The 12677-nt window shown below is 58.0% G+C and carries 16 protein-coding genes and 1 tRNA gene; 15 read left to right on the top strand and 2 right to left on the bottom strand.

Features of this window, described 5'->3' with window-relative positions; all coding sequences use genetic code 11:
- Position 1 precedes the first annotated feature (1 nt).
- The 15 genes from AC1DVF_RS20785 to nadA all read left to right on the top strand — a co-directional run bounded on the left by AC1DVF_RS20785 (position 2) and on the right by nadA (position 11722).
- Positions 2-748, top strand: a complete 747-nt coding sequence (locus tag AC1DVF_RS20785) for a YebC/PmpR family DNA-binding transcriptional regulator (protein ID WP_460092034.1) — start codon at positions 2-4, stop codon at positions 746-748.
- A 158-nt stretch (positions 749-906) separates the two neighbouring features.
- Positions 907-1434, top strand: a complete 528-nt coding sequence (ruvC, locus tag AC1DVF_RS20780) for a crossover junction endodeoxyribonuclease RuvC (protein ID WP_007962095.1) — start codon at positions 907-909, stop codon at positions 1432-1434.
- A 114-nt stretch (positions 1435-1548) separates the two neighbouring features.
- The gene (ruvA, locus tag AC1DVF_RS20775) at positions 1549-2157 is read left to right on the top strand and encodes a Holliday junction branch migration protein RuvA (RefSeq protein WP_034153418.1); all 609 of its coding nucleotides are present in this window, start codon (positions 1549-1551) and stop codon (positions 2155-2157) included.
- Positions 2158-3219, top strand: a complete 1062-nt coding sequence (gene ruvB / locus AC1DVF_RS20770; protein WP_007912736.1) for a Holliday junction branch migration DNA helicase RuvB — start codon at positions 2158-2160, stop codon at positions 3217-3219.
- Between the two features lie 127 nt (positions 3220-3346).
- Complete coding sequence (ybgC, locus tag AC1DVF_RS20765; protein WP_477783075.1) at positions 3347-3814, top strand: tol-pal system-associated acyl-CoA thioesterase; 468 nt, start codon at positions 3347-3349, stop codon at positions 3812-3814.
- Positions 3804-4499, top strand: a complete 696-nt coding sequence (tolQ, locus tag AC1DVF_RS20760) for a protein TolQ (protein ID WP_008080223.1) — start codon at positions 3804-3806, stop codon at positions 4497-4499. Before ybgC ends, tolQ begins: the two co-directional genes overlap by 11 nt.
- A 23-nt stretch (positions 4500-4522) precedes the next feature.
- The gene (gene tolR, locus AC1DVF_RS20755; protein ID WP_161806672.1) at positions 4523-4975 is read left to right on the top strand and encodes a protein TolR; all 453 of its coding nucleotides are present in this window, start codon (positions 4523-4525) and stop codon (positions 4973-4975) included.
- Entirely contained in the window at positions 4975-6057 is a 1083-nt protein-coding gene (gene tolA / locus AC1DVF_RS20750) for a cell envelope integrity protein TolA (RefSeq protein ID WP_093430487.1), read from the top strand. The genes tolR and tolA overlap by 1 nt, the downstream gene beginning before the upstream one ends.
- A 17-nt stretch (positions 6058-6074) precedes the next feature.
- On the top strand, positions 6075-7355 hold the full coding sequence (gene tolB, locus AC1DVF_RS20745; RefSeq protein WP_016983828.1) for a Tol-Pal system beta propeller repeat protein TolB: 1281 nt from the start codon (positions 6075-6077) through the stop codon (positions 7353-7355).
- Between the two features lie 52 nt (positions 7356-7407).
- A complete protein-coding gene (gene pal / locus AC1DVF_RS20740) occupies positions 7408-7905 on the top strand; it encodes a peptidoglycan-associated lipoprotein Pal (protein WP_003178634.1) in 498 nt (165 codons plus the stop codon).
- Positions 7906-7911: 6 nt separating this feature from the next.
- Positions 7912-8745: a tol-pal system protein YbgF gene (gene ybgF, locus AC1DVF_RS20735; protein ID WP_007912724.1), complete on the top strand. Its 834-nt coding sequence runs from the start codon at positions 7912-7914 to the stop codon at positions 8743-8745.
- Between the two features lie 166 nt (positions 8746-8911).
- Positions 8912-9559, top strand: a complete 648-nt coding sequence (gene queE / locus AC1DVF_RS20730) for a 7-carboxy-7-deazaguanine synthase QueE (RefSeq protein ID WP_093430486.1) — start codon at positions 8912-8914, stop codon at positions 9557-9559.
- Between the two features lies 1 nt (position 9560).
- Positions 9561-10253, top strand: coding sequence for a 7-cyano-7-deazaguanine synthase QueC (gene queC / locus AC1DVF_RS20725; protein ID WP_099757008.1), 693 nt, complete (start codon positions 9561-9563; stop codon positions 10251-10253).
- 62 nt (positions 10254-10315) lie between these two features.
- A tRNA-Lys gene (locus tag AC1DVF_RS20720) sits at positions 10316-10391 on the top strand.
- Between the two features lie 272 nt (positions 10392-10663).
- Positions 10664-11722, top strand: coding sequence for a quinolinate synthase NadA (gene nadA, locus AC1DVF_RS20715; protein ID WP_016773509.1), 1059 nt, complete (start codon positions 10664-10666; stop codon positions 11720-11722).
- Positions 11723-11857: 135 nt separating this feature from the next.
- On the opposite strand, the gene AC1DVF_RS20710 is transcribed toward nadA, so the two are convergent.
- Both AC1DVF_RS20710 and AC1DVF_RS20705 read right to left on the bottom strand, forming a co-directional pair.
- A complete protein-coding gene (locus AC1DVF_RS20710; RefSeq protein WP_093430484.1) occupies positions 11858-12346 on the bottom strand; it encodes an RDD family protein in 489 nt (162 codons plus the stop codon).
- Positions 12347-12443: 97 nt separating this feature from the next.
- Complete coding sequence (locus AC1DVF_RS20705) at positions 12444-12656, bottom strand: cold-shock protein (RefSeq protein WP_003227496.1); 213 nt, start codon at positions 12654-12656, stop codon at positions 12444-12446.
- Positions 12657-12677: the final 21 nt, after the last annotated feature.

The following is a 12677-nucleotide window of genomic DNA, read 5'->3' as shown; positions in this document are numbered from 1 at the left end:
TATGGCAGGTCATTCCAAGTGGGCGAACATCAAGCACCGCAAAGAACGTCAGGATGCCAAGAGAGGCAAGATCTTCACCAAGTGGATCCGCGAACTGACCGTTGCGGCCCGTCAGGGCGGCGGTGATCCGGGTTCCAACCCGCGTCTGCGTCTGGCCCTGGACAAGGCGCTGAGCGCGAACATGAGCCGCGACATCATCGACCGTGCCGTGGCGCGCGGCGCTGGTGCCACCGAAGCGGATAACGTTGAAGAGCTGACCTACGAAGGTTACGGCCCGGGCGGCGTGGCGGTGATGGTCGAGTGCATGACCGACAACCGCAACCGTACTGCCGCTGCTGTGCGCCATGCGTTCAGCAAGTGCGGGGGTAACCTCGGCACCGACGGTTCGGTAGCTTACTTGTTCGAGCGCAAAGGCCAGATCAGCTTCGCACCGGGCGTTGATGAGGATGCACTGACCGAAGCGGCGCTGGAAGCCGATGCCGATGACGTGGTCAGCCACGAAGACGGTTCGATCGATGTGTTCACCTCGTTCACCAGTTTCTATGCCGTGCGTAACGCGCTCGAAGCTGCGGGTTTCAAGGGCGATGATGCGGAAATCATCATGCAGCCAACCACCAGTGCCGAACTGGATCTGGAAGGCGCGGAAAAGGTGCTGAAGCTGATCGACATGCTTGAGGATCTGGATGACGTGCAGAACGTTTATTCCAACGCGGATATTCCGGAAGACGTGGCCGCTCAGCTCGGTTAAGAGCGGCTACGATTCAATGTGGGAGCGAGCCTGCTCGCGAAGGCGGATTTTCAGGCAACATCGTTGCTGATGATGAAACCGCTTTCGCGAGCAGGCTCGCTCCCACATTTGTTATGGGTTGATTTGAAAATCGTGCTTTTACCGAATCTGCAGGCGTTATGACTTTAATTCTTGGTATCGACCCCGGTTCGCGCATCACCGGTTACGGGATTGTTCGTGATACCGGACGTGGCGGCTGTATCTATGTGGCATCCGGCTGCATCCGCACTGGTGCGGGCGAGTTGCATGAGCGCCTGCAAATCGTCTATCGCGGCGTGCGCGAGATCATCCAGACCTACGGACCGGTGACCATGGGCATCGAAAAGGTGTTTATGGCGAAAAACGCCGACTCGGCGCTGAAGCTGGGGCAGGCGCGCGGTGCAGCGATCGTCGCCGGTGCGGAAGAGTGCCTGGAGATCGCCGAATATACCGCCACGCAGGTCAAGCAAGCAGTGGTCGGCACCGGCGCCGCCAATAAAGAGCAGGTGCAGATGATGGTCATGCACATGCTCAAACTCACCAGCAAACCGCAAATCGATGCCTCTGACGCTCTGGCCATTGCCATTTGCCACGCGCACACACGTTCCAGTCTGCTGCCGCACGGCCTGGGAACGGCACGCAGTCGTGGCGGGCGCCTGCGTCTCTGATAGCATCAGCATCAATTTTCCTGAAAGCCGGTTTTTGCGCCTGGGTCGTCGGCCCGAAATCCGCCTTTCGACAGTCGCCAGCCCACGGCTGGCCAACGCTCAAGGATCTGAAACGTGATTGGACGCTTGCGCGGCACCCTGGCTGAGAAACAGCCGCCGCACCTGATTCTGGATGTAAACGGCCTCGGGTATGAGCTGGAAGTGCCCATGACCACCCTTTACCGCCTGCCGTCGGTCGGTGAACCGCTGACCTTGCACACGCATTTGGTCGTACGCGAAGACGCGCAATTACTCTATGGTTTTGCCGGCAAGCGTGAGCGAGACTTTTTTCGCGAGTTGATCCGTCTCAATGGTGTCGGGCCAAAATTGGCCCTGGCCTTGATGTCGAGTCTGGAAGTCGACGAGTTGATCCGCTGCGTGCAGTCTCAGGACACCTCGGCGTTGACCAAGGTGCCGGGTGTCGGCAAGAAAACCGCTGAGCGTCTGCTGGTCGAACTCAAGGATCGCTTCAAGGCCTGGGAAACTACGCCGGCCATGTTCGCGCTGGTACCGAACCAGCCGGATGGCCCGGCGCCGGTTAACACCGCCGAGAACGATGCGGTCAGCGCGCTGATTTCCCTGGGCTACAAGCCGCAGGAAGCGAGCAAGGCGATTACCGCCATCAAGGACAAGAATTTGAGCAGTGAAGACCTGATCCGCCGCGCCCTGAAGGGAATGATTTAAGTGATTGAAGCTGATCGTCTGATCACCGCCGCGCACAGCCCGCGCGAGCGCGAAGAAGTCCAGGACCGGGCCATTCGCCCGGTCAGCCTGGCCGACTACATCGGCCAGCCGACCGTGCGCGAGCAGATGGAGCTGTTCATCCAGGCCGCCCGTGGCCGAAGCGAATCCCTCGACCATACGCTGATCTTCGGCCCGCCGGGTCTGGGCAAGACCACGCTGGCCAACATCATCGCTCAGGAAATGGGCGTATCGATCAAGAGCACTTCCGGGCCGGTGCTTGAACGTCCGGGTGATCTGGCGGCGCTGCTGACCAATCTTGAGCCGCACGATGTGCTGTTCATCGACGAAATCCATCGTCTGTCGCCGATCGTTGAAGAAGTGTTGTACCCGGCGATGGAAGATTTCCAGCTCGACATCATGATCGGTGAAGGGCCGGCCGCACGTTCGATCAAGCTCGATCTGCCGCCATTCACGCTAGTCGGCGCGACGACTCGCGCCGGCATGCTGACTAACCCGTTGCGTGACCGCTTCGGTATCGTCCAGCGTCTGGAGTTCTACAGCACGGCTGATCTGGCGACGATTGTCAGCCGTTCCGCAGCCATCCTCGGTCTGCCGCTGGATCCGGAAGGCTCGTTCGAAATCGCGCGCCGCGCCCGGGGCACGCCGCGGATCGCCAACCGTCTACTGCGCCGTGTGCGCGACTTCGCTGAAGTGCGTGCAAAGGGCCATATCACCAAAGCGGTGGCAGACCTGGCGCTGAACCTGCTGGATGTCGACGAGCACGGTTTCGATCATCAGGATCGCCGCCTGCTATTGACCATGATCGAGAAGTTCGATGGCGGCCCCGTCGGTATCGACAGCCTCGCCGCTGCAATCAGTGAGGAACGCCACACGATTGAAGATGTGCTGGAGCCGTATCTGATCCAGCAGGGTTACATCATGCGCACTCCACGGGGCAGGGTGGTGACGCGCCATGCGTACCTGCACTTTGGTTTAAACATCCCGTCACGAATGGGTGAAATGCCCGTGGCAGACGAGTTTCTCGATGCCGTGGACGATTGATACACATTTTTTGTCGATTTATTCAGGGTTTGTACGGTCATAGGACGGTACTTTTGCGGTAAAGCCCTGAAACCATGAAAAACAGTTGCCTGGCCGGATTGGCAACCTGAGGAGTAAGCACTAGAGTATGCGCGCGCAAAACGGGCTTGAGTCGTTCGCACATCGTTGTCGCGTTTATTACGAGGACACCGATGCGGGCGGCATCGTGTATTACGTTAATTACCTCAAGTTTATGGAACGGGCTCGAACCGAGCGGCTTCGCGAGCTGGGCTTTGCCCAATCGCAGCTGGCAGGGGAGGACCTGTTGTTTGTCGTGCACTCCAGCGAAGCGCGCTATCACGCGCCGGCGCGACTGGACGACGAACTGCTGGTAAGCGCTGATGTAATCGAATTGAACCGTGCCAGCCTGCGCTTCAAACAGCAGGTCAGGCGGGCAACGGATAATGTGCTGCTCTGTGAAGGGCAGTTTCTGGTGGCCTGTGTGCGCACTAACAGTTTGAAACCCCGGGCCCTTCCCGAAGACTTGCGTGCGGCCTTCGCCGACGCGGTCGGCCCGGGTACACACTCAAAGCAGGAGATAAAGCGTGGAAGCTAACGTCGTCGACCATTCCTCCATGTGGAGCCTGGTCAGCAATGCCAGCATCGTGGTGCAGTTGGTAATGTTGACCCTGGTGGCCGCATCGGTGACCTCATGGATCATGATCTTTCAGCGCAGCAATCTGCTGCGTGCCGGTCGACGTGCCCTGGAGAGCTTCGAAGAGCGCTTCTGGTCGGGTATCGACCTGTCCAAGCTGTACCGTCAGGCGGGCAGCAACCCGGATCCGGATTCTGGCGTGGAGCAGATCTTCCGTGCCGGCTTCAAGGAGTTCTCCCGTCTGCGTCAGCAGCCAGGTGTCGACCCTGAAGCGGTCATGGAAGGTGTGGCCCGTGCCATGCGCGTCGCCATTTCCCGCGAAGAAGAGAAACTGGAGCAGAGCCTGCCATTCCTCGCCACCGTCGGTTCGGTCAGCCCGTACATCGGTCTGTTCGGTACCGTGTGGGGCATCATGAACTCCTTCCGCGGGCTGGCCAGCGCCCAGCAAGCAACCCTGGCCACTGTGGCCCCGGGTATCGCCGAAGCCCTGATCGCCACCGCGATCGGTCTGTTCGCCGCGATCCCTGCGGTTATCGCTTACAACCGTTTCGCCGCTCGCAGCGAAACCTTGCTGGGCCGTTACTACACCTTCGCCGATGAATTCCAGGCGATCCTGCACCGCAAAGTGCACACCAGCGAAGAATAAGCAGGTAATTTCCAATGGCTTTAATCGCTCGAGCTCGCAAAAAGCGCAAGCCGGTTGCCGAGATGAACGTGGTGCCTTACATCGACGTGATGTTGGTACTGCTGGTTATCTTCATGGTGACCGCGCCGATGCTCAATCAGGGCGTGAAAGTTGATCTGCCCAAGGTTTCCAGCGAAGCCTTGCCGCAGGACAACAACACTCAGGTCCTGACCATTTCGATCAAGGCTGACAAGACCTACTACTGGAACCTTGGCAGCGAAGTCGATACCGAGAAGCAACAGGACAGGGCCATGACTCTGCCGCAAATGACCGACGCGGTGACCAAGATCATTCGTGCCGGCACTGAAGGCGGCAAGCGTACCCAGGTCTTCATCCGCGGTGACAAGACCGTCGACTACGGTTCCGTCATGGGCGCCATGGGCGGGTTGCAGAAAGCCGGGGTCGGTAATGTTGGTTTGATTACCGAGGCCCCCTGATGCAGCAACAGCGAGAGCCGTCCGCCTCGGAAAGCTACTTCTGGCCTAGTGTTCTGGCAATTGTCCTGCACGTGCTGGTGTTCGGCATGCTGTTCGTCAGTTTTGCCTTTACACCAGAGCTGCCGCCGGCCAAACCGATTGTCCAGGCGACCCTCTACCAGCTGAAATCGAAAAGTCAGGCAACCACCCAGACCAATCAGAAGATTGCGGGTGAGGCGAAGAAATCCGCCGCGCGCCAGACCGAAGTCGAGCAGATGGAGCAGAAGAAGGTCGAGCAGGAAGAGATCAAGGCCGCTGCGGAACAAAAGAAAGAAGAAGCGGCTCAAAAAGCCGAGGAAGCCAAGAAGGCCGACGAGTCGAAGAAAGCAGACGAGGCGAAAAAGGCTGACGAAGCCAAAAAAGCCGACGAAGCCAAGAAGACCGCCGAAGCCAAGAAGGCTGAAGAGAAAAAATTGGCTGATATAGCCAAGAAGAAATCTGAAGAAGAAGCGAAAAAGGCTGCTGAAGAAGAGGCCAAGAAAGCCGCTGCTGAAGAAGCCAAGAAAAAGATCGTCGAAGACGCGAAGAAGAAAGCCGCCGAAGACGCCAAGAAGAAAGCTGAAGCTGAAGAGGCGAAGAAGAAAATCGCCGACGAAGCGAAGAAGAAAGCTGCTGCCGATGCTGCGAAGAAGAAAGCGCAGGATGCGGCACGTAAATCGACTGAAGACAAAAAGGCTCAGGCCTTGGCCGATTTGCTTTCCGATACGCCGCAGCGCCAGCAGGCCTTGGCCGATGAGCAGGGTGACGAAGTCGCGGGCAGTTTCGATGACCTGATTCGTGCGCGAGCGGCAGAAGGTTGGGCCCGTCCACCTTCGGCACGCAAAGGCATGACAGTTGTGCTGCAGATCGGCATGTTGCCGGACGGTACGGTGACTTCGGTCAGCGTGGCCAAGTCCAGTGGCGATGGTCCGTTCGATGCGTCGGCAGTCGCGGCAGTGAAGAATATTGGACGTTTGACAGAAATGCAGGGAATGAAGCCGAGCGATTTCGCTCCGTATCGTTCATTCAAGATGACATTCACACCTGAGGATCTAGCCTTGTGAGAAACCTTCTTCGAGGAATGCTGGTCGTGATCTGCTGCATGGCAGGGATCGCGATGGCGGATGAAAAGAACATTCTGGTTACCAGCGGCAGCGATCGGGCTACTCCGATCGCCGTTGTACCATTCGGCATGCAGGGCGGTGCCGTGCTGCCGGACGACATGGCAGAAATCATTGGTAACGATTTGCGCAACTCGGGCTACTACTCGCCGATTCCAAAGCAAAACATGATCAGCCAGCCAAGCCAGCCGAGCGAAATCATCTTCCGTGACTGGAAGGCGGTGGGTGCTCAATACATGATGGTCGGCAGCATTGCGCCAGCCGGCGGTCGCCTGCAGGTGCAGTGGGCACTGTTCAACGTGGCCACCGAACAGAAAGTGGCTGACGGCAGTGTTTCCGGCACCACCGAGCAACTGCGTGACATGGCGCACTTCATCTCCGACCAGTCGTTCCAGAAACTGACCGGTATTGAAGGTGCGTTCTCGACGCGTCTGCTGTACGTGACGGCTGAGCGCTTCTCCGAGAAGAACACCCGTTACACCCTGCAGCGTTCGGACTACGACGGTGCTCGCGCCGTGACCTTGCTGCAATCGCGTGAGCCAATCCTGTCGCCGCGTTTTGCACCGGATGGCAAGCGCATCGCCTACGTGTCGTTCGAGCAGAAGCGCCCACGCATCTTCATGCAGAACATCGACACCGGTCGCCGCGAGCAGATTACCAACTTTGAAGGTCTGAACGGCGCGCCAGCCTGGTCGCCGAACGGTGATCGCCTGGCGTTCGTACTGTCCAAGGACGGTAACCCGGACATCTACGTGATGAACCTGGCTTCGCGCCAGATCACCCGCGTAACCGCAGGTCCAGGCATCAACACCGAACCGTACTGGGGCAAGGATGGCTCGACCATCTACTTCACTTCGGACCGCGGCGGCAAGCCTCAGATCTACAAAACCAGCGCCAGTGGCGGTGGTGCCGAGCGTGTGACGTTTGTAGGTAATTACAACGCCAACCCGAAACTTTCGGCTGATGAAAAGACTTTGGTGATGATCCATCGTCAGGATGGCTTCACCAATTTCAAGGTGGCAGCTCAGGATCTGCAGCGAGGGAGTGTAAAGATCCTCACTGATAGCACTCTGGACGAGTCACCTACTGTTGCGCCCAACGGCACCATGGTAATCTACGCCACCCGCCAACAGGGCCGGGGAGTCTTGATGCTCGTGTCCATTAATGGACGCGTTAGGCTCCCGCTTCCTACCGCTCAAGGCGAAGTCAGAGAACCGTCCTGGTCCCCTTACCTGAAGTGAGCGGGCGCTACACGTTTTACTTAACACACTGGGGTTCATTAGGAGTTTCACGATGGAAATGCTGAAGTTTGGTAAATTTGCTGCGCTGGCTCTGGCCATGGCTGTAGCTGTAGGTTGCTCGTCCAAAGGCGGCGACAACGCCGGTGAAGGCGCTGTTGATCCAAACGCTGGTTACGGCGCAAACACTGGTGCCGTTGACGGTTCCCTGAGCGAAGAAGCTGCTCTGCGCGCAATCACCACCTTCTACTTCGAATACGACAGCTCGGACCTGAAGCCAGAAGCCATGCGCGCTCTGGACGTTCACGCCAAAGACCTGAAAGCAAACGGCGCTCGCGTTGTTCTGGAAGGCAACACCGACGAACGTGGTACTCGTGAGTACAACATGGCACTGGGCGAGCGTCGTGCGAAAGCCGTTCAGCGCTACCTGGTACTGCAAGGTGTTTCCCCAGCTCAGCTGGAACTGGTTTCCTACGGCGAAGAGCGTCCAGTTGCTACCGGCAACGATGAGCAGTCCTGGGCTCAAAACCGTCGCGTCGAACTGCGTAAGTAATTCGATATGCGAACGTGCCGTCGTGCTGTAACTGTTCTGGCTCTCAGTCTCGCGCCGCTTGCGGCGTGGGCTGCGGTTCCTGTGGTCGATGACAACTCCGGTTATAACAATAGCGGGAGCAGTTATCCGCCTGCAGGTTACGGTACGAACGGCGCCTATGCCGGGGGAGCGGCTTCGGCCCCTGCCTCGGCACAAGGCATGCTGTTCAACCAATTGCAACAGATGCAGGATCAGATTTCTCGCCAGCAAGGCGTGATCGAAGAACTGCAGAATCAGGTTGCGCGCATGAAGCAGGAATCCCTGGAGCGATACCAGGATCTTGATCGGCGCATAGGATCCGGCGTTGCACCTGCCGCGACTCCTGAGAATTCTTCTGCCGGTGGCGACGCAAGTGCTGCTGCTGGTGCTGCTGCTGGCGCCGGGGCTGCTGCCCAGGCACCTGCTGCAAGCAGCGAACCGGGTGATCCGGCCAAGGAAAAGCTGTATTACGATGCCGCTTTCGACCTGATCAAAGCCAAGGATTTCGACAAGGCCAGCCAGGCTTTTGCCGCTTTCCTGCGCAAATACCCGAACAGCCAATACGCGGGCAACGCCCAGTACTGGTTGGGCGAAGTCAATCTGGCCAAAGGCGATCTGCAAGGTGCAGGTCAGGCTTTCGCCAAGGTTTCGCAGCTGTATCCAAAGCACGCTAAAGTGCCGGACTCGCTGTACAAGCTGGCTGACGTAGAGCGCCGCCTTGGTCATACCGACAAGGTCAAAGGCATTCTGCAGCAGGTGGTGGCCCAATATCCGGGTACCTCCGCCGCTCAGTTGGCTCAACGTGATCTGCAACGCATGTAAGGTCGTGTTACCCGTTTAGAAGAAACCCGCGCTTGTCGCGGGTTTTTTCGTTAGAATTCACGCCCTTTTTCTGAAACACGCTTCTTGCGGTCTACGCGTTGGCGGGATTGCCTGAAGTGCCTGACGGAGGCGGACAGCCTGTTTAGCTGTTACGCCCGTGGCGACTATGCAAGACACATTGAGAATCACCGAAGTTTTCTACTCGTTGCAGGGGGAAACGCGGACCGCCGGGCTGCCCACGGTTTTTGTGCGCCTGACCGGTTGTCCTTTGCGTTGCCAATACTGCGACAGCGCCTATGCGTTCAGTGGCGGCACCATCCGCACCCTCGACGACATCCTCGAGCAAGTGGCCGGATTTCGTCCGCGCTACGTCTGTGTCACCGGCGGTGAGCCGCTGGCGCAGCCGAACGCCATTCCTTTGCTCAAGCAGTTGTGTGACGCCGGTTACGAGGTTTCGCTGGAAACCAGTGGCGCACTCGACATTTCGGCCGTCGATCCGCGCGTCAGTCGGGTTGTCGATCTGAAAACGCCGGACTCGAAAGAAGCCCATCGCAACCGTTACGAGAACATCGAACTGCTGAGCCCCAACGATCAGGTGAAGTTTGTCATCTGTTCGCGGGAAGACTATGACTGGGCCGTGTCCAAGCTGATCCAGTACGGTCTTGAACGGCGTGCCGGTGAAGTGCTGTTCTCCCCAAGTCACCATGACCTCAATGCTCGGGATCTGGCGGACTGGGTGGTGGCTGACAACCTGCCGGTGCGGTTGCAATTGCAGTTGCATAAATATCTATGGAATGACGAGCCGGGGCGCTGAGATGACCGAACAACTGAACACCACCGAAAAACGTGCGGTCATTCTGCTGTCCGGCGGCCTCGATTCGGCCACCGTCGTGGCCATGGCTCGCGCCGAAGGCTACAGCTGCTACACCATGAGTTTCGATTACGGTCAGCGCTCGCACGCTGAATTGCACGCCGCTGCCCGCGTCGCCCGCGACTTGGGTGTGGTTGAGCACAAAGTAATCGGCCTCAACCTGAATGGTATGGGCGGCTCGGCACTGACCGACAGCAGCATCGATATTCCGGAGGAGCTGGGCGAAGGCATTCCGGTGACTTACGTGCCGGCGCGTAACACGGTGTTCCTTTCGCTGGCGTTGGGCTGGGCAGAAGTGCTGGGTGCGCGTGACATATTTATTGGTGTCAACGCCGTGGACTATTCCGGTTACCCGGATTGCCGTCCGGAGTTCATCGAGTCGTTCGAGCGCATGGCCAATCTGGCGACCAAGGCCGGCGTTGAAGGCAATGGCTTCCGCATTCAGGCGCCCCTGCAGAACCTGAGCAAGGCGCAGATCGTTCAGGCGGGCGTGAAGCTCGGCGTTGATTATGGCCTCACCGTTTCCTGCTATCAGGCCGACGATGACGGCCGCGCGTGCGGTAAATGCGACAGCTGCCGCCTGCGCGCAGAAGGCTTTGCGGCCGCTGGTGTGGACGATCCAACAGCTTATTTTTGATTATTTTCAAAAAGGTGTTGAATAGTCCTTAAAAATCAGTATTATACGCGCCACCACACAGCGGGTCGTTAGCTCAGTTGGTAGAGCAGTTGGCTTTTAACCAATTGGTCGTAGGTTCGAATCCCACACGACCCACCATATTTGGCGGTTTAGAAAATCCGGAAGGCCCACGAAAGTGAGGATTTCCGGGTTTTTTTTTTGCCTGCAATTTCGCTATGCGTTATTTCACCGCCCGCAGCGCTGACGCAGGTCAGAATCATCTTTTGTATCAACGGGATATTCTGTAGCCTTGCGCAGCTTCAATGCTGTCCGTGCCTGATAATACTCACTCTCCCGGCGGTACCCTCAAGCGGTCCGGAGCCGGGTGTATACTCGACTTTCGCGCGAACGCGCCTGCAGGTCTTGCGAACATGACGCAGATTTCCGAACGCCTTCTGGTTCAAGCCCACCTCGATGCCAAACAGCCCAAACCGCTGACCGCTGAGGAAGAGGCTTATTACCGTTCCGCCATTGCCGCCGAGCTCAAGGCTCAGGACGCGGTGCTGGTGGCCCACTTTTATTGCGATCCGGTAATTCAGGCCTTGGCCGAAGAAACCGGCGGTTGCGTCTCCGATTCCCTGGAAATGGCCCGCTTCGGCAATGCTCACCCGGCCAAAACCGTGGTGGTCGCCGGCGTGAAGTTCATGGGCGAGACCGCGAAGATTCTCAACCCGGAAAAACGCGTGCTGATGCCGACCCTCGAAGCGACGTGCTCGCTGGACCTGGGTTGCCCGGTCGACGAGTTCTCGGCGTTCTGCGATCAGCACCCGGAGCGCACGGTGGTGGTCTATGCCAACACCTCCGCAGCCGTTAAGGCTCGAGCTGATTGGGTGGTGACTTCGAGTTGCGCGCTGGAGATCGTCGAAAGCCTGATGGACAACGGCGAGACCATCATCTGGGGGCCGGACAAGCATCTGGGCACTTACATCCAGCGCAAGACCGGCGCGGACATGCTGCTGTGGGACGGTGCCTGCATCGTTCACGAAGAGTTCAAGTCCAAGCAGCTTGAAGACATGAAAGCGTTGTACCCGGACGCTGCGATTCTGGTGCACCCGGAGTCGCCCACGTCGGTGATCGAGCTGGCGGACGCGGTGGGTTCCACCAGCCAGTTGATCGCTGCCGCGCAATCGCTGCCGAACAAGACCCTGATCGTTGCGACCGACCGTGGCATCTTCTACAAGATGCAGCAGCTGTGTCCGGACAAGGTCTTCATCGAGGCGCCAACCGCCGGTAACGGCGCGGCGTGCCGCAGTTGCGCACATTGCCCGTGGATGGCCATGAACACCCTTGAGCGCACGCTCAAGAGCTTGAAGGAAGGGACCAACGAGATCTTTGTTGATCCGGCGTTGATTCCACAGGCGATCCGGCCGTTGAAGCGCATGCTCGATTTCACTCAGGCGGCGCGGATGAAGCTGGCCGGTAACGCCTAAGCTCTAAAGGCATTACACAAAACCTGTGGGAGCGAGCTTGCTCGCGAAAGCGGTGTATCAGTCAAAATATTTATCGACTGATACGACGCCTTCGCGAGCAAGCTCGCTCCCACAGTGGTTTTTGGCGTCTGGAAGTTATTTGGTCTTTTTCGGGATCCGCACCACGCGGGTGTCGGAATAGATGTCATGCCACGTGCGCTTCTGCTTGTCGTACAGCGACCAGAGGAATCCCAACCCCACGCACAGCCACGACGCAATCGACACCATAAACCGCAACAACGCCTGCCACAGGCTGATCGCCGTGCCATTGGCGTTCTGCACACGAATACCCCACACCTGCATGCCCAGCGTCTGCCCGCCGTGGGTCCAGAACTTGGCAAAGAATGCGAACAGCACCAACACCAGCACGGTCGAGTAGAGCGGATCACCGTCGAGCTTGCCGGCATCGGTCATCACTCGCAGGCGCTCTTCACCAATGATCGCTGCCTGAATCATCTTGTAGATGCCACCCGTGACGATCAGCAGGGCGGTGCATAGCAGAAAATCATAGAACATCGCCGCCAGACGCCGGCCTAGACCAACGGCGGGAAAATCGCCCTGTGGGGTGAGCAGGTTTTTCGACATGGCAGCCTCTGGACGCAAAATGAAGCGCCATTTTACGGATTCGCGCACACAAAAAAGCCCCTGATATCAACATCAGGGGCTTTTTCGTAACAGAAAATCAGGCTTCTGCTTGTACTTCGTCAGCCTGCATGCCTTTCTGGCCCTGCACAGCAACGAAGGTCACTTTCTGGCCTTCTTTCAGGCTTTTGAAGCCGTTGCCCTGAATGGCGCGGAAATGCACGAACAGATCCGGACCGCTTTCTGGAGTGATAAAACCAAAACCTTTCTCGTCGTTAAACCACTTGACGGTACCGCTCTGACGTGTGGACATTTCTTATTTCCTTTGACGCAA

Source organism: Pseudomonas sp. P4_D7 (assembly GCF_056401755.1).
The sequence above is the reverse complement of the archived record's forward strand: the minus strand, read 5'-3'. Positions and strand labels throughout refer to the sequence as shown.

Excerpts from the sequence above, each read along its gene's own strand:
- AC1DVF_RS20785 (WP_460092034.1), top strand. The coding sequence starts at position 2 with ATGGCAGGTCATTCCAAGTGGGCGAACATCAAGCACCGCAAAGAACGT.
- ruvC (WP_007962095.1), top strand. The coding sequence starts at position 907 with ATGACTTTAATTCTTGGTATCGACCCCGGTTCGCGCATCACCGGTTAC.
- ybgC (WP_477783075.1), top strand. The coding sequence starts at position 3,347 with ATGCGCGCGCAAAACGGGCTTGAGTCGTTCGCACATCGTTGTCGCGTT.
- tolA (WP_093430487.1), top strand. The coding sequence starts at position 4,975 with ATGCAGCAACAGCGAGAGCCGTCCGCCTCGGAAAGCTACTTCTGGCCT.
- tolB (WP_016983828.1), top strand. The coding sequence starts at position 6,075 with ATGCTGGTCGTGATCTGCTGCATGGCAGGGATCGCGATGGCGGATGAA.
- pal (WP_003178634.1), top strand. The coding sequence starts at position 7,408 with ATGGAAATGCTGAAGTTTGGTAAATTTGCTGCGCTGGCTCTGGCCATG.
- ybgF (WP_007912724.1), top strand. The coding sequence starts at position 7,912 with ATGCGAACGTGCCGTCGTGCTGTAACTGTTCTGGCTCTCAGTCTCGCG.
- queE (WP_093430486.1), top strand. The coding sequence starts at position 8,912 with ATGCAAGACACATTGAGAATCACCGAAGTTTTCTACTCGTTGCAGGGG.
- queC (WP_099757008.1), top strand. The coding sequence starts at position 9,561 with ATGACCGAACAACTGAACACCACCGAAAAACGTGCGGTCATTCTGCTG.
- nadA (WP_016773509.1), top strand. The coding sequence starts at position 10,664 with ATGACGCAGATTTCCGAACGCCTTCTGGTTCAAGCCCACCTCGATGCC.
- AC1DVF_RS20710 (WP_093430484.1), bottom strand. The coding sequence starts at position 12,346 with ATGTCGAAAAACCTGCTCACCCCACAGGGCGATTTTCCCGCCGTTGGT.
- AC1DVF_RS20705 (WP_003227496.1), bottom strand. The coding sequence starts at position 12,656 with ATGTCCACACGTCAGAGCGGTACCGTCAAGTGGTTTAACGACGAGAAA.